Annotated in this window: 18 protein-coding genes; 1 reads left to right on the forward strand and 17 read right to left on the reverse strand. The window is 37.8% G+C overall.

The genetic code is table 11. The annotated features are described in order from the left end of the window. Positions 1-181: 181 nt before the first annotated feature. The 17 genes from FC24_RS09440 to FC24_RS09520 form a co-directional block, all read right to left on the reverse strand. Positions 182-1,582 carry a Coenzyme F420 hydrogenase/dehydrogenase, beta subunit C-terminal domain gene (locus tag FC24_RS09440; protein WP_057874625.1) on the reverse strand — a complete coding sequence of 467 codons (1,401 nt, stop codon included), beginning with the start codon at positions 1,580-1,582 and terminating at the stop codon, positions 182-184. An 18-nt stretch (positions 1,583-1,600) separates the two neighbouring features. After that, complete coding sequence (locus FC24_RS09445; protein WP_057874626.1) at positions 1,601-3,115, reverse strand: lipopolysaccharide biosynthesis protein; 1,515 nt, start codon at positions 3,113-3,115, stop codon at positions 1,601-1,603. Between the two features lie 79 nt (positions 3,116-3,194). Beyond that, complete coding sequence (gene tagD, locus FC24_RS09450; RefSeq protein ID WP_057874627.1) at positions 3,195-3,578, reverse strand: glycerol-3-phosphate cytidylyltransferase; 384 nt, start codon at positions 3,576-3,578, stop codon at positions 3,195-3,197. 77 nt (positions 3,579-3,655) lie between these two features. Further along, positions 3,656-4,732, reverse strand: coding sequence for a polysaccharide pyruvyl transferase family protein (locus FC24_RS09455; RefSeq protein ID WP_057874628.1), 1,077 nt, complete (start codon positions 4,730-4,732; stop codon positions 3,656-3,658). A gap of 62 nt (positions 4,733-4,794) precedes the next feature. Next, on the reverse strand, positions 4,795-5,949 hold the full coding sequence (locus tag FC24_RS09460; protein ID WP_057874629.1) for an EpsG family protein: 1,155 nt from the start codon (positions 5,947-5,949) through the stop codon (positions 4,795-4,797). Positions 5,950-6,218: 269 nt separating this feature from the next. Further along, on the reverse strand, positions 6,219-7,133 hold the full coding sequence (locus tag FC24_RS09465) for a glycosyltransferase family 2 protein (RefSeq protein ID WP_057874630.1): 915 nt from the start codon (positions 7,131-7,133) through the stop codon (positions 6,219-6,221). Positions 7,134-7,172: 39 nt separating this feature from the next. Further along, positions 7,173-8,024, reverse strand: a complete 852-nt coding sequence (locus FC24_RS09470; RefSeq protein WP_083485686.1) for a glycosyltransferase family 2 protein — start codon at positions 8,022-8,024, stop codon at positions 7,173-7,175. A 14-nt stretch (positions 8,025-8,038) separates the two neighbouring features. Next, on the reverse strand, positions 8,039-8,695 hold the full coding sequence (locus FC24_RS09475) for a hypothetical protein (protein WP_057874632.1): 657 nt from the start codon (positions 8,693-8,695) through the stop codon (positions 8,039-8,041). 18 nt (positions 8,696-8,713) lie between these two features. After that, complete coding sequence (locus FC24_RS09480; RefSeq protein WP_083485687.1) at positions 8,714-9,646, reverse strand: capsular polysaccharide synthesis protein; 933 nt, start codon at positions 9,644-9,646, stop codon at positions 8,714-8,716. A 21-nt stretch (positions 9,647-9,667) separates the two neighbouring features. Further along, a complete protein-coding gene (locus FC24_RS09485; RefSeq protein WP_057874634.1) occupies positions 9,668-10,486 on the reverse strand; it encodes a LicD family protein in 819 nt (272 codons plus the stop codon). A 4-nt stretch (positions 10,487-10,490) separates the two neighbouring features. Next, entirely contained in the window at positions 10,491-11,663 is a 1,173-nt protein-coding gene (gene cps2T / locus FC24_RS09490; RefSeq protein ID WP_057874635.1) for a beta 1-4 rhamnosyltransferase Cps2T, read from the reverse strand. Positions 11,664-11,675: 12 nt separating this feature from the next. After that, positions 11,676-12,341, reverse strand: coding sequence for a sugar transferase (locus tag FC24_RS09495; protein ID WP_235807393.1), 666 nt, complete (start codon positions 12,339-12,341; stop codon positions 11,676-11,678). 96 nt (positions 12,342-12,437) lie between these two features. Then, complete coding sequence (locus FC24_RS09500) at positions 12,438-13,133, reverse strand: CpsD/CapB family tyrosine-protein kinase (RefSeq protein ID WP_057874637.1); 696 nt, start codon at positions 13,131-13,133, stop codon at positions 12,438-12,440. A gap of 1 nt (position 13,134) precedes the next feature. Beyond that, positions 13,135-13,839, reverse strand: coding sequence for a YveK family protein (locus tag FC24_RS09505; protein WP_057874638.1), 705 nt, complete (start codon positions 13,837-13,839; stop codon positions 13,135-13,137). Positions 13,840-13,948: 109 nt separating this feature from the next. Further along, positions 13,949-15,076 carry a serine hydrolase domain-containing protein gene (locus FC24_RS09510; RefSeq protein WP_057874639.1) on the reverse strand — a complete coding sequence of 376 codons (1,128 nt, stop codon included), beginning with the start codon at positions 15,074-15,076 and terminating at the stop codon, positions 13,949-13,951. A gap of 825 nt (positions 15,077-15,901) precedes the next feature. After that, positions 15,902-18,451 (reverse strand): ABC transporter permease, encoded by a 2,550-nt coding sequence (locus FC24_RS09515; protein ID WP_057874640.1) that lies wholly within the window; start codon positions 18,449-18,451, stop codon positions 15,902-15,904. Between the two features lie 5 nt (positions 18,452-18,456). Beyond that, complete coding sequence (locus tag FC24_RS09520) at positions 18,457-19,158, reverse strand: ABC transporter ATP-binding protein (RefSeq protein WP_057874641.1); 702 nt, start codon at positions 19,156-19,158, stop codon at positions 18,457-18,459. A 171-nt stretch (positions 19,159-19,329) separates the two neighbouring features. On the opposite strand from FC24_RS09520, the gene yaaA reads away from it, so the two are divergent. Beyond that, positions 19,330-20,067, forward strand: coding sequence for a peroxide stress protein YaaA (gene yaaA, locus FC24_RS09525; RefSeq protein ID WP_057874642.1), 738 nt, complete (start codon positions 19,330-19,332; stop codon positions 20,065-20,067). Positions 20,068-20,782 lie beyond the last annotated feature (715 nt).

Here is a 20,782-nt window from a genome sequence, read left to right on the forward strand (position 1 = left end):
ACAAAGTGATTAGAACTTTTATAATTAATTCACCAACAACAGTTGACGAAGAGCCAAAAAACCACCGCGTTAATGCTGGTGGTTTTACATTCTCCTTGGAATGCAAGGAATTTTAAGCCATTAATTTAATCGTTGAAACTAACAAATAACGATATAACATTATATTAAAATCAAGCTGTCGTTACTTTTTTAGATGTAGTAATTGTGTAACTCGCTTCACTCGATGAATATTTCGGTACAACTTTTGATAAGCATTTCGTAATGGCTTGATTTCCTGTAAAAAATAATTTAAATCATTTTTTGCCACTGCCTTGAGATACATTTCCGGTACTTTCAAACAAATTGCTTCTCGTTCATCTTGAATCTTCCTACGGTGCCAGGGAAAATTCTTACTAGGTTGTGTCCGCTTCTGCGGTACCCAGTGGCCAGCCTTAATTTGTTTGTATAAGCGATACCCCAATTCAACTCGTGTGTGCCGATAGTGCGAACTTTGTGACCGGAAAATAGTTGCGGCGTCAACTTTATCTACTTTAACTTTACCATCCTTGATGCCCGCTTCAATAATTGCCTTAATCACGGGATGACGAACGATAATAACGTTATTTCCTTTACTATCACTGGTATATTCTGGCAACCACGCGTCACCTAAAGTAACGTCAGCTGTTTCATTCATTACGTCATCAGTAAAATCAGAGGCTCTGACCTTAAATAATGCCTCGCCCCAGTCGCGGCCAACAAGTTCTTTCATTGGCTTAACAATGCTTTTCTCTTCACCATTAATGGTCCCAGTCACTTCAATTGCATATTGGCTGGCTGGCGCATCCGGTAGTTTTTTACGGAAATTAATTGTCTTAAGATCTCCTGGCTGAATCCCACATTGCCAAGCCAAAAACTCAGCAAACTTGGTTGATTTTTGGTGGCCACAAACTAAACCAATCGTATATTTAATCCGCTCTTTCAGTATTGGATCTTGGTCAGCTAATAATCTGATTTCCATAATATAACTAGGCAACCCGATGATCGCGTACTTACCTGGTTGTTGTTTAACTGTTTTAATAACTTCAGAATACTCCACCGGATAATATTTCGTTTTGGCACCAGCGATAATTTCATCGACAGTTCGGGAAATACCATATTCAAATAGTTTATCCGGCTTATTTGAAGGCTTGATATGTAACACGCCGTCAATTTCATGGTTAGCTAGTAATTCCTTGAAAATCCAAGTACCAAAGCCACCAGAGCTTCCATTAGCACGAAAATCTCCTTCAGTGACATGCCCGACATAAAGATCAGAATAATAGCCGAGCTGCTGATTATAGTGAATATGAGGAATTTGAGCATACAATTCTTTAGAAATATCAGCTTCATTTTTACTACTTAAAGATAAGCAAGTTTCTTTTAATGTTGTTAACTCACTTTCAGAAAATTCACTTTTTTTGGGGTCAACCAAATAAGGATGATATTCCCCATACTGATCTAATTTCATTTGAATTTTATTATTAGCAACTGCCCATGACCCAGTACCAAAATCATAGTGATTATCTACTAACTGATGGTACATTGTACTAAATGTTTCTACCATTAATTCCGTGTCTCCTTTTTAACGAAATCGATTAATCATGCCAGTGACCAATTCTTTTTCATAAGTATTCGTTGCCGCGGTTAAGTAAATTAGTGCGTATAAAACGACGTAAATTATTCCAAATAACAAAAAGCGAACCAACGAATTAACTACAATAAAATGCTGAACTAGTAACAAAATTGACGTTGAAATTACAAATGGTATTGTCACCCCTAGTGTCTGATGCCAATAGCGTTTCATATCTAGACCCATTTTTGCATGATAATACCAATTCATTGCCACACCATTGGCACAGAGAATACTGACCACGTAGCCCATTGCAGCACCGATAAGACCGAAGTTAATTGAGCCGAGCACCGTAATCACAATATTAATTACGGCAAAAATAACATAAAAAATTGACCGAAAAACATGCTTGTTCATTGCTTTTTGAATTTCAATCCCTACATTTTGTGAGAGCGGAATAATTACCGGCAAAGTCATTAAAATAATCAGTGTGTAGGCTTCACGGTTTTGTGGGCCTGCCCAAATATTGATAAAATAACGACCCACAACAATAAAACCACCCATGACAAATAATAACAATGACATTTGGACTCGGCCAACTTTAATCATTAAATCAGTTAAGACGCCCTTCTCACTTCCAGAGCTAACTAATTCATTCACTCGGGGAATAAACACATTAGAAAGTGAGGTGGATAACATAAAAAACATGTTTTTTACTTGTACTGCAATGGCAAAAGTTGCTACCATTTTAGCCCCCTGAAACATCCCTAAAATGAAGTTAGGCATGTTGTTATTCACTAGGTCAACAACCTGATTCAAAAAGATAAAAAACGAAAATAAGGTTAGTTCTTTTAACAAGTGTACTGGTAGTTGATGAAAATCAAAGCGCATATTCAATTTACGCAAACAATAATTAATATTAATCAGTAAAAAACTAAACGTCACAATCAATTGCGTAATCACAATTGAAATAACACCAACGCCAAATAAAATTAAAGGAACAACAATTAAAGGCACTAAGAAAGTCTGCATCAATTGCCGCGTTTGCTGAAAGGTAAATTGTTGATTAACTGTAATGTTGGCATCAAAGACAGAAGAGATGAATGCTAAAGCAATATTTAGCACCATGATAACCATCAGTGATCTAGTTAAATTTAATTGACTAGCCGTTAAGCTTCGACTAAACAAGCCATTAACGTTTAGCACTAGCAACGCACCAACCAATAAAGCCAAAATACTGATTACCGAAAAGATAAGGAGATAAAGTGCATTTAATTTTTTAATACCTGCTTGACTTTGTTTTTTTACTTTATAGACCATATAAAAACGAACATAAGCGCTAGAAAATCCCATTGAAAGTAAGGTTAAACTAGTCATAACTGAATTGGTCATTTGGAAAAGCCCATAGTCTGCTTGACCGACAAAATGTAATAAAAACGGTACGTACATAAAATTAACTAAGTTTTTAGCAATAATATTAATGTACGAAAGCGCAGCACCAACTTTTCGTTGTTTAACTTTATCCATTATCTATACCTTCAAATCTGTTGTTTATTAAATGGCCACATTGATCTATTCATATACAAGTCCCAATAACCAAGAGGCATTACTTTAGGTCGTGCTTAATCTGAGTCGTTGAAATACCTTTTGTTCGGGGTAAATAAATGACTTGGCAGTAATCTTTCAGAAAATCAAATTGACCTTTCCAATCATCGCCCATCACAAACGTATCAATATGATATTTTTTTACATCACTAATTTTTTGTTCCCAAGATACTTCTGGAATAACCTTATCAACATAACGGATCGATTCCAAAATATATTTCCTATGCTCATAACTATGATAAGCTTCTTTATGTTTTTGCGCATTAAATTCATCAGTAGAAATCGCAACAATTAAATAATCCCCAAAAGCTTTTGCTCTTTGTAGTAAACGAACATGTCCCCAATGCAACAAATCAAATGTTCCATAAGTAATGACTCTTTTCACGGTAATCCCTCTTTTCATCTAAACAGGTTAGTACACCATTACTAAAGCTCTGAATTCAATTATCACACCATCTAAAATTATTTATCAATACTTGCTAGACATTCTTCAATAAAATGCAATCCTTTATTTCTCTCTACATCTAAAACAGATTTTACGCCACCAAAAGTCATTTCAGAAAACACGGCATTAATATCAGTGGTCTTTGAAAATTTATTCTTTTGAAAATTAAAATACGACAGCAAGGTATCAATGCGGGAAATCATCTGCGCATTAGCACGATTGAATGTGATAAATGGCGTTTCAAAAAGAATTGAAAAAACAGTACAGTGGAAAGAGTCTGTAAAAACAGCAGTAGCCCCACGAATTGCGGCAATAAACTCCAGTGGCGTCGGAATCCAATAATCCGGATCGTATTTATCACCCATAATCGTAACGACTTTTGCACCTTGATGCTTGGCATACTCATTAATTTTTTGAAAATTATCCGTAGATAGCTCACTTAACATATATACTAAAATGTATTTTGAAGGAAGCGCGATTTTTGCTGTATCAGCAAGCTCATGCCATTTTTTCTGTGTCAATAACAATGTTGGATCTGCTACCGCAACTGCAGATGCTTTACTTAAAGTTTCAACGATCTTTATTCCTTGCATTTCCCGAACGGAAATTTTATGCATTTGATTTAAATATTGGCCGTATTGACGGGAAAATTTTTCTGGGATAGTTGAAACACCAAAACTAGCAGCGTAGGCAAAACGTTTTTCCTCAGGGGCAAAATCCAAAAAATAGCGTGGGTCATTTCCAGTATAAGCGGGATTCCATACCTGATCTGAACCTACAAAAAATGCATCATAAGTATCTAAATTCACTTTATCAAAAGGTCGTGAATGTAAATATTTATTAGTGAAAGGTAGTAAAATTGGTGTTTTTGCACGCAGCATTTTTAAATAACGCCATCTCTTTTTTGTAAATCGATAAGCTATTCTGGACATAATATACATCAAGGATCGTTTCTTCTTAGTTTTTTTTGCTGGAAGAATTAAAGTATGTACATCATTATCTAATGACAGCATAATTTGTTCAAGTGCAAAATTCTGCAATCGATTGCCATAATTAAAGTTACCTTGTAATGTGACAATACCAATTTTTTTCAAGCTTTTCCCTCCTAATTAAGACAAACATTAGTCTATCATATAAGTTAACTGCCCTCTAAATATTAATGAGAAAAAATTGTCTGATAAGGTAACGTGACATTATAATGCCAAACAATAATAATAATAAAAAATAACAATGCATACATAAACAAAATTCCGCAAGTCACAACTAGACGCATTTCACGTTCACGTATTTTAGTTACTAAATTAGGCACTAGAGTCATCTGAATTGGAATAAATAGATAAATAACCCGAAATGATCCTGGAATCGCAAATGACAATAGAGAAAATAACGTTGCAATGACTTGGATATTGATATCAAGATTAAAAGAATTATCAAAATTGTCGCCATTTGGTGTGTGTGTCCAATATGAGCGCTGATTAAAAAAGATAATTAGAAATAGTAAAAATAAATTAACCATAATCCAGATCAAATTAAAACTATTAAATAAATTATTGCCATCATAAGTACTGCCAAAAAACCGACTATAAAAGCCTAATTTTAAGCTAAGCCAATATAAAATAGAATTGATCCAATCTGAATTGACGATAACAACTGGTGCTGCAACTAGTAATGGTAAGAAATAAAATCGTAAATATTTTAACCGAACAAATCTCAAAAAATAAAATAATAAATACAATACGCCACTTTTATGAAAAAGAATCGCTATAAAAATCCAGAAAAAATATTTTAAAGGCGCTCTTTGAACAATGTATTGCGTTGCAAATAAAAAAATCGTAGTTGCAATTGCTTGACGCATACCATTCAGAGAAAAATTAAAGAAGGTACTAAACATAAATATGTATAAACTCAAAGCGTAATTAGTCGAGCGTGTCCAGATATACATAAAACAAAACACAATAATTAAGATATGTGTGAGGAGAAAAATTAATTGATACGAACCAAAGTACCCACCAATTTCAATCAATTTTTGATATAAAAATTCAACATTATAACCGCTTCGATGAACGAGCCCCAGAGCTTTAGGAATTTGAAATTTAAGATAAGTTGTATAGTCAGTACCAACCTGATAACGAATACCTGCAAGTACAATATAGATAGCCGAAATAAAAGCAAAAAGCAGTATTTGAACTGGTTTAGCTGAATAGCTTCTAACCAGCCGATCACCTTGATCAATTATAACTGTTTTTCCAATAAATTGATTAGCTACTAACGCAATAGCACTAGTAACTAACCCAACAACTATATATATCATAACTAATCCCCTCGGTTCATCCAAATCATACACTGCTTGGGTACTAATCCATAAAATTTGAAAAATAATAAAAGGTCACACCATTAGATCCGTAAATAATTAAATTTAAAAAAGAGCCTACCAATATTGAGTCCCATTTCTATATCTTTAAGTTTAATAACCAAACTAATCCAATGTAGCCTACTGTTAATGTCTAACCCAAACGCTGCTAGGTTAGTTTAATTTCTTTTTATAGTAAATAGTTACATAGCTATCTAATTTTTTAGAAACTATCTGTTATTTAAACGATACTCACTACGCTTCAGGCGGCGTGCTCTTCTTTTCAAAATTATTTTTTCCATGAATGGTAAATAAATGATAATACTAGCAAAAAAATAAGCCCAGAAAAGGTTTCGCTTTACAGTATATTGCACCTTTTTCTTCTCAACAACTGGTAAGTCAATTTTCTTAATTTCAACTAAAAACCTTAATATGGCTTTCAAATCCTTTAAGAAAAAAGTGCTTGTTTTCAGTAAATGGTTACGGTGTATCAGTGCACGTACATAGACTCGATAAATGTCCATCAAAAGTGTATTACTCATAGTATTTTTACCGGTTACACAAACGCTGCCCTTAACCTCATCAATAATCTGAATTTTTTTATTTAATAGATTATCAGCCCAAAAAAGCCAGTCCTCACAATATGAAAGATTTTCATCAAATAAAATAACACCATGGTTCCTAAACAAAACAGCATTTATCACAAATAAATTATGGTCTAGCAATTGTTTGGGAAAGCCGCTTGGAATAATTGTTCGCTGAGTTTTAAGAAATTCATTAATACGCATGATAGACCCAGCAACAGCAAAATAATCTGGGTAATCATTTAAAAATGCTATACTATTTTCTAAGGCACTTGATTCTAGATAATCATCAGCATCTAAGAACTGTAAAAACTCGCCACTACTTTCTTTAATTCCCAAATTGCGTGCCAAACTTCTATTTGCTTGCTTAATTTCAAAATACTTAATTCTGGGATCAGCGAATTTTTTAATTTTTGTTTTAGTTTGGTCTGTCGTGCCATTGTTAATAATAATAACTTCAATTTTTTGATAAGTTTGCGTAAGACACGACTTGACCGCACGACTAATTGTTTCTTCTGAATTATGTGCTGGAATAATTATCGAAACTAGATGCTTAATCATAATTAACCTCAATTTAATAGCTTAGTAGATCCACAAATATTAACCTTTTTTCATCAGTTCAATAAAAGCATTTGTTGCTTGCAACAACGCTTTGTTTGAAAAAACTGCCTTTTTGTAGCGATCCTTAAACGTTAGATCAGTAGAAGCATCATCAGCATGAAGCACCTCAATACTTGGATCATAGATCATTGTATAATTTTTTTTCATCGCAAGATAGTAAAGAATTTGTGCTTCCATATACATAAATGTCTTAGCATAAAAACAATCTGCGTTTTCCTTAAGATAACGTTTCGAAAAAACATAAAAAGAACCATGGAGTGGCACATCAAAAGCCATTTTATTAGTTTTAGTCGAATTGGCTATGATCCCTTTCTTTGCTGGATGACGTGAAATCAATTTCCATTTGATCCAATAGACTGGGCGCAAACAATTTTTTAATAGTAACACACGGCGTGCCTTTTTTAAACTTGCTAAAGTTGGCACTGACTTTTTTAACGGATTTTGATGCAGCTGACCGGCACAGGTTATAATATCTGGCCCCATAATATCAAAATTAGTCTGCTGATAGCTCTTCTTTACCAAACTAATAAAATTATTTTGCAAAATTGTAATATCGCTATTCATTACAACAATAAAATCAGGATCAAATTTTTGTTTTGCATAGTGGTACCCGATATTATTTCCCTTCGCAAAACCGACATTGCTTTTACTGGAAAGTAACGTCACGACCGGATTATTTTTATATCTAACAGTTAATTCCTCAATCGTATTATTTGGCGAAGCATTATCAACAACAATAACCTGCTTTGACCCTTCTAATTTTAGAACGCAGTCCACTGTTTTTATTGTTTCTTCAACAGCCATATAATGCAGTATTACAAAACATATCATAAAATAACCTCATTTTATTTCATCAATCTGTGATAGTTACACTCAAAAGAATCCGTTCGTTCAAGTCGAATCGAATTCAGCGAATCAGATAGAATATGTAAATACTTATCAAAGGAAATTAAAAAAAGCCTTAACCCATTACCATTAAGCTCATCGATCTTCGTCGCGTGGCGTTTACGATTAACAAACGATAACATCGTTTCATCAACAGAATAATTGTAAAAAACTAATTGTATAAAATCCTGCGTTAAAAAAAAGCGAGTAATCATGATAAATTCTGTTTTATCTAAATTAAATTCAACTGCCAGAACAACTAAAATCTGGGAAATACCTTCATTGACTAACAAATTTATTTTAAATAAAGAAGCTAACTGATAATTAAATTGTAAAAAAGTAATTCGATCAGTAAAAAAGCGTAAATTATGTGCGGAATTATATATCGCCCTGGTTTTTATTAATGGTTTTAGTTTACATTTATTTTTTCTATAATTCGGTGTTAAACGCAATAAGCGATACATTAATGTGTGCCATGTGCGGCCCCAAAACGTTGTACGATCCCATTTAATAAAATCTAGATATGTTTTTTGATGATTTTTAACACACACTAAACAAAGTTTTTCTGTAAAATAGCTTTTTCCACTTGCTGGCAGCCCAGAAAAGTCAAAAATCATAGTTTCCTCCCCAGCGCTCTATCTCATTTCTTCCAGTAATTTCACTAATTTTTGATAATTCTTACGTTCTGTATCATTTTCTAACTTGTTGGTAAATTTCATTAGTTGAAATTTTTCTAGATAACATTTCAATTCTTGAATGCTTATTTCAGTTTGCCGCATTTTCAACATCAAAAAATGCGGCAAAGTATTATCTAAAGGAGCAACACGATTCAAATAACCTGACATTTCTCTAGAGGCAATTACTAAAAAATGGTGAAATATAAAATAATCGAGTGCATGATTATTCCCTTGCCAATAATAGAAAAGTAATTCCCGTACTCGCATTAGAAACGGGTTTCCTTTTTTTGCATGAATGAACCAATTAGAAACCGGAATTGAATGACCATTTTTTCCAGGACCATAAGTTTGTGGTATCGAAAATTCAGGTAAATTAAGAACAAATTCCTTTTTTGCAATAACCGTTGAATCAATCCAAGTGCCACCATAGGTACACAATAATTGAATACGAATAATATCAGAAAAATGGGTGTTAGAGATGAAACCCTTTTGCCATTTATCTATAATAAAATTTGGTAGACTAACATAATCAAACAAATTTTTAGCAGTAATAAGTTTAACTTGGCTAGAAAAATTACGCTTTAGGTAATTAAAGTTTGCTTGACAAAGCTTAGGTGCTTGTTTAATTCCTTGTAACCACATAAACCAAATTACTTGATTATCCGGAACGTTTTTATATTGCCTAGAATTATAATCATATGAAATTTTCTTGCCATAGTATCTTCTAGTCAGTGTTCTTTGAATACTTAAGTTAATTCTTTCACGAAAAAGCTCTAAGCCGATTCTATCTTTACCTAATGAAAAAGGAAATAAAACCAGCATAAGCGGTAATTTTCCTGCACGAACATACGATTTCAAAGTGGACATAATTTTTTTATGTGAAGCATTCAATCGCTTAATCCTCCTCATAAATTATGATATGATTTCAAAATGCCGTTTTCGTTCGCGCTGTTCCTTTGAAGGTAGCTTCATGTAGTCCCCATACATATGTTTTAAATATGCATCGTATTCTGACGGGCCCTTAAAGCGATAGCCTTCAAATTCATAATACTTCCCTTGGCCAAAATAATAACGGGGTACAATTTCTTTGACACGATAAGCTCCCATTATTGTACCTGCAAATTGACTGCCTGGACGTTGTTGGCGCAACAATTTATCGATTTTGTACTGTAATTTATTTGCATTAAAAAACTTTTGCAATGGCAAATGCGTTCCAATAAAAATAATTAATTTTTCTAATAACCCACGCTTACGTGCACGGTCGATATTATTTTTTTGAACCAGCGAAACTAACGCACGATAAAATAACACTCGAAAATAATACATCTTACGCAGGAATTTGTTATCTGGTGTCCCATCAATCGGAAATATATCAATTGAAACATGTGCGAAGGATTCATAAAAGTTTTGATTACGGATCTCACGCACCTTATAATCCATATTTTCAATTCTTGTTATGTAGTATTTATAATTTTTATCCGTTTTAAAGTTAACTACTTTAAAATTATCAGGTAATTCTTGTGCAAATTGATTTAAAAATAGCTCATAATCTTTACGTGGCATGGCAATATCCATATCATCATCCCAAGGAATAAAACCCTTATGCCGAATTGCCCCTAATAAAGTGCCACCAATCATGTAATAATTCAATTGATGCTGCTCTAATACTGCCACAACTTTTTTTAAAATATCGGTATCAATTAATTGTAATCTTCTGATATTACTTGTCATTTTTCTAACCTATAAATACTTTCTCATATTCTGCAACAATGCGCTGCCAACTATAAGCCATTAATATTCGCTGCGTAGATTTTTGATTCAATTCCGTAATCTTTTCTGTTGATAACTGATCTGCTCGAGTAATTAGCTGTGCTAAGTTTCCTGGTTGCTTAGTCCAATAAAGAGCACTATCTTCTGCTACTTCTCGATTAAACCCAACATCATACAGTAAATTTAATTGAGTATTGGCTAATGCCTCCAACAGCGAAGGATTAGTGCCACCTACCGCGTGACCATGAAAATAAGCAAATGCTTGTTCACGAATTTTTTTTAATAAATCGGCATCATAAACTGTTCCTACAAATTTGATTCGTTTATCTTGGTCAAAATGAGTCTTGGCTTTTAATGCTTCATAAAATTTATTTTGCTCAACATTAGTGATGATAACTAAGTCCCTAGGAGAATCTGAGTCCATAAATTCTTGGATCATAGTTGCATAATTATTTTCTGGAACAAAGCGACCGACAATTAAATAATAATTGCATGGTTTGATATTAAATTGCTTAAACCAGTGAACTAATTTAGGCGCATCATCTGCCAGCGGCGAAGACTTGATGTCTGCACCATAAGCAATAAACTTAGTTTTAGGCTGATACTTAGCGTATGTTGTCTGGATATAACTTTCAATGTTCTTACTATCACAAATTAACAAATCAGCATGCTTTACCATCAATTGTTCTGAATGCTTCCAATACCGCCGAACTGGCTTACTCCATTTAGCTCGTAACCACTCATGACCATCCGGATTCACATAAACAACACCGCCAATAGCATGTACTCGACGAACAATATCCCACATAAACGGTCCGATCCGACAAGCCAGAATATAAAAAATAGGCTTACTTAAGCGATAATATCGAGCATAATGGATTGCTTGGTTTAAAGCTTTTAAATCATAGTAAATGGCTTGAGCTGGACCAATATTAGGCACAAAAACATTAAAACAATCCGCATTATTGTGCGTAAAATGCTTTTGTTTAGCAGCCTTGATATCGTTAACTTTACAAGCTACATGGTATTTAATTGTGGACGTTTGTTGTCTTTTAGTTAAGTATTCCACAAATGTTTCATAGCCACCATATTTCGCGGGAATACCTTTCGAACCCAAAATGAATACATGTTTTTCCACTTGACTTACCCCTTAATACGCACTATTTGGATGAATCATTACTTTAATGGTTAAAAATATCACTTTTAGATCAAACCAGAAACCACGTTTACGGATATATTTTAAATCCAATTCAACCATATCTTTAAAGCCAACATTACTGCGGCCAGTCACCTGCCACAGCCCTGTACAGCCGGGCTTAACATATAACCGTTGTTTATCATATGCAGTATATCGTTTAATTTCGCGTTGCAGTGGCGGTCGTGGTCCGACTAATGACATATGTCCCTGTAACACATTTAAAAGTTGAGGTAATTCATCAATACTATATTTTCTAATAAACTTACCAATTCTGGTAATTCGTGGATCATCTTTCATTTTAAACATTGCACCATCAACATCATTATATTTCAATAATTGATCTAATTTTTTATCTGCATCTACTATCATTGAACGAAACTTATACATTTTAAATGGCTTTAAATGTTTTCCAAGACGGATTTGTGAATAGAATACTGGACCGCGAGGATCATCAAATTTAATCAACAGTGCAACGATTAAAAATAAAGGACTTAACAACACTAACGCAGCGGCACTTGCAATTATATCAAACACCCGCTTACCACCGCGATAAAAATAGCGCTTTTCAATGGCAGCCTGATCTAAAACTGTACTATTATAAGTGCGCGTTTTAGTCATGACACCTTGTCCCCCTGTCTTATCGATCACCATTAATTATTCTCCTATCAAAACTTGAATTAAATGAATTCTACACCCTTAATTTTTGAAAAACAATTAATTTCCCGCTTCTTCGACACTAACTCGATTCATAACTGCACCCAACAATTTAGCGTGTGCACGGTTTAAAGCATTTCGCGCTTGAATGACAGCCTCTTTTGAAGCATAGTTCTGAGATACCACCAGAATAACACCATCTGCTTTACTCGCCAAGATACGTGCATCGGCGATCAATTTGACAGAGGTCGTATCAAAAATAATCATATCGAATTTTCTTTCAAGAACTTGCAATAACTGATTCAATCTTGTAGAGCCCAATAATTCTGATGGATTAATCGGCAATGGGCCACTAGGCAACACATATAGATTATCAACGCTAGTTTTTTGAATATAGTCATTTAAATTCGCTTTTTGGGCAGTTAAAATTGTTGTCAGCCCGCTATCATTTGCAATATTAAACATTCGATGAATATTAGCTTGGCGCAAATTAGCATCAATCAGCAGTACTTTCTCACCCTGATCTGCCCAAGTAACTGCAATATTAGCACTGATCGTTGATTTTCCTGCAGCTGGTTTTGCAGAAGTAAAGACTAGTGTTTTCAATGGTTGATTTGCTGATGCAAATTGAATATTGGCACGTAGCGTACGAAAACGCTCCGTCAACTGCGAAGTTGGTTGATTAACGGTAATTAACCCAACTTGCTGCTGAGTACGACGTGAATTAGCTTTCTGTTTACTTCTAAATAATACCATATTAGTCTAACCTCCGTCGACGTGATGACAATTTATGCGTAGTTTGTAACTTATTTGGAATCTCAGGAATTGTACCTAAACAAGTTAGTTTGATTTCTCGTAAAAATTTTTCACTACGGACAGTCTTATCAAAAAAACTAACCATAAAAGCTGAAATAATCCCTAGAACTAAGCCAAAACCGGCACCAAATAATAGATTACGGGAAACCTGGGGCGATACCGGAGTATGTCTCGCTGCTGCTTTTGAAACTACAGAAATATTATCTATATGCGTAATTTTTTTAATACGCTGGCGAAAAACTGCAGCAGTAACATTAGCAGTTTGAGCTGCTCGGTTGGGATTATTTGTCCGAACTTTAATCGTCAAGATTTGTGAGCCTTGTTGATTACTAACAGAAATTTCTGATTTCAATTTACTAATAGTCTGTGAACCATTCATAGTTTTCACTACTTTACGTAGTACAGTGGAACTTGTGATTAATTCTTTATAAGTATTTATTGTCTGTATATCTTGGGGTTCTCCTACTCTGTGATCAATTAATATTTCTGAAGATGATTCATATTTGGGGGTCATCACAAAAAACGTGACAATAAATGCAAACATTGTTGCAATCAAAGTCATTCCAATAATTAAATTTAGATGTTTCCGTAACGCCGTTAATATGTCAGCAACACTAATAACCACTTCTTGATCAGTTTCAGTCATTAAAGCAGCCCCTTCCACATTCTTACAATTTAAAAAATTTGATAGATAACTACAGCAATAAAACACATCTTTAGTTGCTGGTGTGAAAATCAAATTAGTAATAATCTGCCTAGTGAGATTTCTTAATTATCTTTAATAACTTCTTAGCTGTAACCAGTAGATCATCATGCTTTTGATAATTACTTAGCAAAACTATGCCAGTATTTCCTGATTTAGTAAAAGCTAGTGCACTTTGGTACCCTATCATAGTAGCTTGCCCAGTGATTTGCCGATTTTCTAACACTAAGCGCCCAGTATAATTTGTCCTCTGGCTAGTAAATATACACTTCTGTCGGTATTTTTCTGGTAAAAATTCATCATTAGTTAAATAACGAATCAGGTATGCTAAATCTCCAGCTGTAGTGTAAAACTGTTTTGTGCCTAATTGCCCATTCATTGCTTGAAATAATGCTGCTTGATCAACAGGAGTGACCTGTCCATTAGCATTATTAATAATAAATGGTGGTGCTAATTTTTTCTGTACTGCCGCACTTTTTACAAATCCCGTATGTTTAAGCCCCGCTGGTTGCAAAATCGAGTTCCTAATGTATTCTTGGTAAGAAGTACCAGATACTTGTGCAATAATACCAGCCAATAATACATAATTCACAGTTTGAAAATTATAATTACCGGGAGCCCCCACCGTAGTATTGACTAAATTCCAATTAATAACATTGTTAGATAGCTTATGCATTGGCTTTGTTGCATTAGCTAAGCCAGAAGTCATTGTTAATAAACTACCCACAGTTAACTCATCTGTAGCATCATTTAATAAGTAATATTGATTAACAGGGGTCGACAGCTTTAACCTACCAGCTTGAACTAGTTTCATTGTTGCTGCTGCAATTACTACATTCTGTAAAGTGCCAATTTGATATTTAGTCTGCTTTGTTCTTTTTATTTTTTGTGAATCTTTATCATATGTTTGTTGATAAACTAATCGACCAGCATTCATAACCGCAAGATTACCAACAAAGCCTGTCTTCTTTAGATACGTTGTTAGTTTTGCTGTATCAACTGTTGCTAGTCCCTTTGTCATTGATGCTTGCCGAACTTTAGTCGTTTGTTGTCTGTTTAAATTTTTCCAGTAAACATGAGCTAAGCTACTTTTTTGAAAAATCGCAGCTGTTGTACCACCGCCAATGATGACGCATATTAATAGTACAATGACAATTAGCCATCTTACTTTTCCTTGCATAAAAGCCTCCATTAGCGATTATATTTAAGATAAAAAGTATGTACCACTTGCAAAACTATATCATAACGGTACATGCCAAACAACATTAATCAAATAATTGTTAACTTTATGTAACAAAACATGCTTAGTATACATTTAAATAGCATTTTTATTTAGTCTGAGTCTTCTTTTATTAATCTAATACACAACTACACACAAATAGTCACACTTCACAACTTATTAAATAAGTTAAGTACTGTGGTAACTTTCTCCGCTTAGCGACGCATCGCGGTAACTCACTCCGTGAATTACCGCGATACTAGGTTAATGTGCAACTTTTTAATTTTACGCACCATCGCCTGTATAAACGTGCTGGCACAGGCAATTGTCTCCGCTTGCCATGTTTCAACTAGGTGGTTTGCGCCGTAGTTGAATGGTCAACGTCTGGAACATAAAAGATTTTCGGAACGAAAATCATCCTTAATTATGGAATAGTAGCTACAGGTAGGTAATCATTCGCTTTGCGAATAATCACCTACCTTAGGCTAATGCGCAACTTTTTAATTTTACGCACCATCGCCTGTATAAACGTGGCCTGAAAGGCAGCTTCTTCCGTCTAGCTACGTCTAGCTACGTCAGCCAAAACATTTGCTACGCAAATAACTTGGCCGCCTAGGCTAGTACTCAGAAGCTAAGCGCTACTTTGGCAGTGCTACAGCACCGCCCATGTAAACGTGCTGGCTGAAGCAGCTTTCTGTGCTTAGCGACGCATCGCGGTAACCCACTCCGTGAATTACCGCGATACTATGCTAATGCTCAAAAGCTCCCGCTTCAGCCAGCACTCTCCTATTCTTTTGCCGCTAGGGCCGTTATCATGTCGATGCGTTTGAGGCGGTAGTGGGTGGCTACCATCACAATGATCGTGAACATAATGGTGAGTAGTGCCGCGATCAGATAGCCTGGCCAGTGGATGGTCAGCGGGAAAATAACGGTACTGGTGGCAGCTTGGTGCAAGATAAACGCGGTTAACAAGTTACCTAAGCCGTAGCCGGCAATGATGCCAAATAGCGTCAGCACCAGATTTTCCCGAACGATGTAGTCGGTAACTTCGTTGTCGAAAAAGCCTAAGACTTTAATGGTTGCCAATTCGCGGACCCGTTCAGAAATGTTAATGTTAGTTAAGTTATACAGCACCACAAAAGTCAGTAAGCCTGACAGTAAAATGAAAATCCACAAAATTGGGTCCAACTTTGCCGCCTGTTGGTCGATCGTGTGTTTTTGTTTCGATAAATATTCGGTATGCAAAATTTGGTTGCTAGCGAGTAATTTTTTCGCGTAGGCCGTTTCTTGTGCCTGAGTTTGCGGTTTGGTTTTGACCAACCGGGTATTAGTTTGATAACGTCCGTTAAAAGCCTGGTTGAGGACGTTTTTGCGTAAATAGACAAAGTGGCCGGCATAATTAGTCGTCACACCACTGATTTTTACTTGTGCACGTTTTTGGTCAGAATTAGTCAACGTCACGGTGTCGCCTGGTTTGACTTTGAGCAAGCGCGCTAATTTTTGGCTGAGTACCACGCCAGAGCGGGGCAACGGTGCGCTTAAATGTACGTAGCGTTTAAAGGCGCGGGGCTGCTGGGTGGCGTTTAAATTGACTTGGCTGACTTTATTGTGCGCCGTACCGACGCTGACCACGTCGTTGTACACCCCTAGCGACTTTTGGTAGCGCGGGTTTTGCGCCAGTGTCTGCCGCGCGTGAGTGGCCTGCGGCGCCAACCGCACCACGGCTTGGTAGTGCAGCACGTGCTGAAACTGGTTGACACCTGATTGGCTGATAGAATCACGGATACCAAAACCGGTTAGCAGCAATCCAGTCCCACCGGCAATGCCGATAATTGCCATCCACATCCGCGCTTTAAAGCGAAACAGGTTGCGGTAACTGACCTTTTGGTTAAAGGACAGCCGGCGCCACAACCAAGTTAACCGTTCTAACAAAATGCGTTTGCCGGCTTTCGGCGCTTTTGGCAGCATCAACGCCGCTGGTTTTTCCCGCAATTCTTTTAGGAGGACAAACAAAGCAGCTCCTAAAGTTGCGAATAAGCTGAAGCCTGCTGCCTGGGCAATCGCCGCCAACGGATAACAGAGCACCACCGCCGTGTAAACGTACTGGTCCATGGCGGTAAAGACGATGCGTGGCAATGTGTTCACGCCGATCAACACGCCCAAGCCAATTCCCAGTAACGCAGCTGCCAACCCGTAATCTAAATACGGCCGGGCGATTTCACCTTTAGTGTAGCCTAACGCTTTTAACGTCCCGATTTGACTGCGATCTTCTTCCACCATTCGCGTCATGGTGGTAAAAGTGACCAAACCGGCAATCAAGAAGAAAAATAAGGGAAAGACGTTGGCGATGGCGGCGATCCGTTTGGTCATATCAGCATAGCCTTGAAAACCGGGATTGCCAGCGCGTTTGGTATAGGTATATTCCGGTTGGGGTAGCTGGCGAATTTGTTGCTGCGCTTGGGTTAATTTTTGCTGAGCAGCGCGTAATTGTGCCTGTAAGGCGGGCGTGCCACCGCCAATTGCGGCCAGCTGTGCTTGTTGTTGCGCTAATTTAGCCTGTTGCGGCTGTAATTTAGCGCGGGCTTGCTGCTTTAATTCCCGCTGGCGCGCAGGTGCTCGTTTTGCCAGCACTCTTTTCACCTGGGCAGTTTTTTGGCGCGCTTGCTTTTTATAAGCGGCGCTAAAGCTGCTATGGTGCTGCAATTTAGGAAAACGGACCGCTAAGCCCGTATAGACATTTTGCTTAAAATTAGCCGCCGGTAAATAGGCAAAGTAAGCCACCGTCCCGGAGCCGATGTTGGCGCTGCCCCGCTCTTCATTGTCCACAAACAGTGGTGACGTCACAAAGCCCACTACCCGATAACGCTGAGTGGTCAGCGCGCTGGTATGTACTCGGTAAGTATCGCCTAACCGGTAGCCTTTTTGCTTAGCTAGCTGATCCAGTACGATTTCATGCTGGTGCCGGGGTAAACGGCCACTTTTTAGTTTCAGTTGATTTTGCTTCGCGCCAGATTGATAGGCAAAAAGCTGCGCCACATCTCGGCGTTTGCTATCTAAAATGTAAGTTGAGCGTTCCGGCTGTACTTGTGCGCCAGGCACCTTTTTGACCTGCTCAACGTCTTTTTGGGTGAAGCCACTGGTGGACACCACCCGCAAATCACTGAGCCGTTGTTGCTGAATGTACTGTTCCGCACTGCTGTACAAATCCGGGCTGACGGCCTTTAAACCGACAAACAACAACACCCCGAGCAAAATAATTAAGACAATCGCCACAAAGCGTCCTTTTGCCTGTTTCACCGCGCGCCACATGGCTTTACGTAATTGTTTTTGCGTCATGGCGCTCACCACGCAATCTCAGCAACTGGCTGGGGGTGGTGATTCAATTTGACGTCGCGAACACGTGCGTCGTTAAGCTGAATCACCCGGTCCGCCATCGGGGCTAATGCGGCGTTATGCGTGATAATCAGCACCGTTTTGCCTTGTTTCCGACAAACATCCTGTAATAATTGCAACACCTGTTTACCCGTTTTGTAATCTAAGGCACCGGTAGGCTCGTCTGCCAGCAGTAGCTTGGGATTTTTGGCCAGCGCCCGCGCAATCGCCACCCGCTGCTGTTCCCCGCCGGAAAGCTGTGCCGGAAAATTAGCCAAACGTGCCCCTAAACCAACATCGCGCAACACAGTAGCCGGATCCAGTGCAGCCGGTGCCACTGCTGTTGCCAATTCCACGTTTTCCAACGCGGTTAAATTAGGCACCAAATTGTAAAATTGAAACACAAACCCCACATCCGTGCGCCGGTACGCCGTCAACTGCTTAGCACTAAACTGGGCAATGTCCACGCCGTCAATTAAAATTTGACCTGCGGTAGGCGTATCCATACCGCCTAACATGTTCAACACCGTGGACTTGCCTGCGCCGCTAGGCCCTAAAATGATGGTCAGCTCCCCTTTTTCCGCTGTAAAACTGACATCGTGGTTGGCCAAAATCGGCGTTTCCCCCATTTGGTACCGTTTTGTTTCATGTTGCACTTCAATGTACGCCATCGTTGTCCCGCCTTTTTTTAACATTACATTCATTATATGGGTTGAAAAAAGCGATTGCAATTTTACCGCAAAGAAAGCGATCCACGGAAAAAAGGGCCTGCTGCCGCACCTGCAAGGCTGACAAGGTTTTGGTATACTGAACCCAACAGCCATATAATAGGAAGGAATATTATGCAAGTTATTATCTCCCCAGCCAAAAAAATCGTGGTGGACACCGACTCGTTTCCGGTGAAAAGCCAGCCAGTTTACGCTGCCGCGGCACAAACTTTACTGCGTCAACTCAAACAACTCAGCTTGGCGCAGGTTCAAAAGCTCTGGCACTGCAGCGCCAAATTGGCTCGGGAAAATTATCGCTTACTTCACAGTCATTTCCCGCAGACAGCGGCACTGTTTGCCTTTTCCGGCATCCAGTATCAATACATGGCTCCTGACGTACTCACCCAGCCAGCGCTGGATTATTTACAAGCACACTTGCGGATTTTGTCCGGACTTTATGGAATTTTGCGCCCTTTTGACGGCATCGAACCCTACCGGCTAGAAATGCAGGCTAAACTGGCCGTGGCGGGCCACCGTAATTTATACCAATTTTGGGGCGACCGCCTTTACCAAGCGCTGGCACAACCGGCAAAACCCATCATCAACCTTGCTTCCCAAGAATACGCCAAAGCGATCACTCCCTATTTAGCCACACCTAACCAGATGATTACCATCATTTTTGGCCACTGGCAACGTGAAAAAGTGGTCACCCGCGCCACACTTGCTAAAATGGCTCGCGGTGACATGGTGCGCTATTTGGCGGAAAACCAAATCCAATCCCCCACTGGTATTAAACACTTTGCTTCCCGCGGTTATCGCTATCACGCGGCGCTTTCAACTACAAATAAACTAGTTTTCTTGAAAGAAGCATAAAAAATCCCCTGCGTGGCGTCACGCAGGGGATTGCTGCTATATGTGCAATAAAATCAGCGAAAAAATAACCGCCTAGACTTTGGAGAGCTAGCGGTTATTTAACCAATAGTCATACACCGTCTTATACGGCTCTACAAGGGGGAGCTTTGGTCCAACAAAGCTTCCTTTTTTCTATCATCATTATAGCATGTCCCAGCAAAAAAGGCCACCAGAATCGCCCCCTACCAACATGATTAAGTACCCCGTTGCTATCCCATTTAAACACCAATAAGTTTCATGTGGAACACTGATTTTGGGTAAACAAAAACCCGTAGCATAACCGTACGTGCTACGGGCTAAAAAGGAGTAAGGGTGCAGTCTTAACCCAAAATCTTAAGGCTGCTTTTCTTTTACTTTGGAGGAGTAAAATGAAAAAATGTTAGTTTCAAGCTCACACTTAAAACATGTTAGGGTTGTTAGGTTGTTTGGGAAATCAATAAGGTGGGCTCCTCATTGACTATGATTACATCATACCGAATAAATGTGAAGAAAGTGTGAATTTTTCTCAATAATGGTTTAAGAAATGTTAAAGAAAATGCACGGCAATATTATCATTTGATAACGCGTACTGATGGGATTGTCACCGTGCTTAAAGTGGCACCACTTTTGGCCACTGAAAACTTAATAATTTACTAAATCAACCTCAAATAGTTGCCAACACCCGTTAATTTTGGCA

The sequence above is a fragment of the Loigolactobacillus rennini DSM 20253 genome (assembly GCF_001436505.1).
In the GTDB taxonomy this organism is placed as follows: domain Bacteria; phylum Bacillota; class Bacilli; order Lactobacillales; family Lactobacillaceae; genus Loigolactobacillus; species Loigolactobacillus rennini.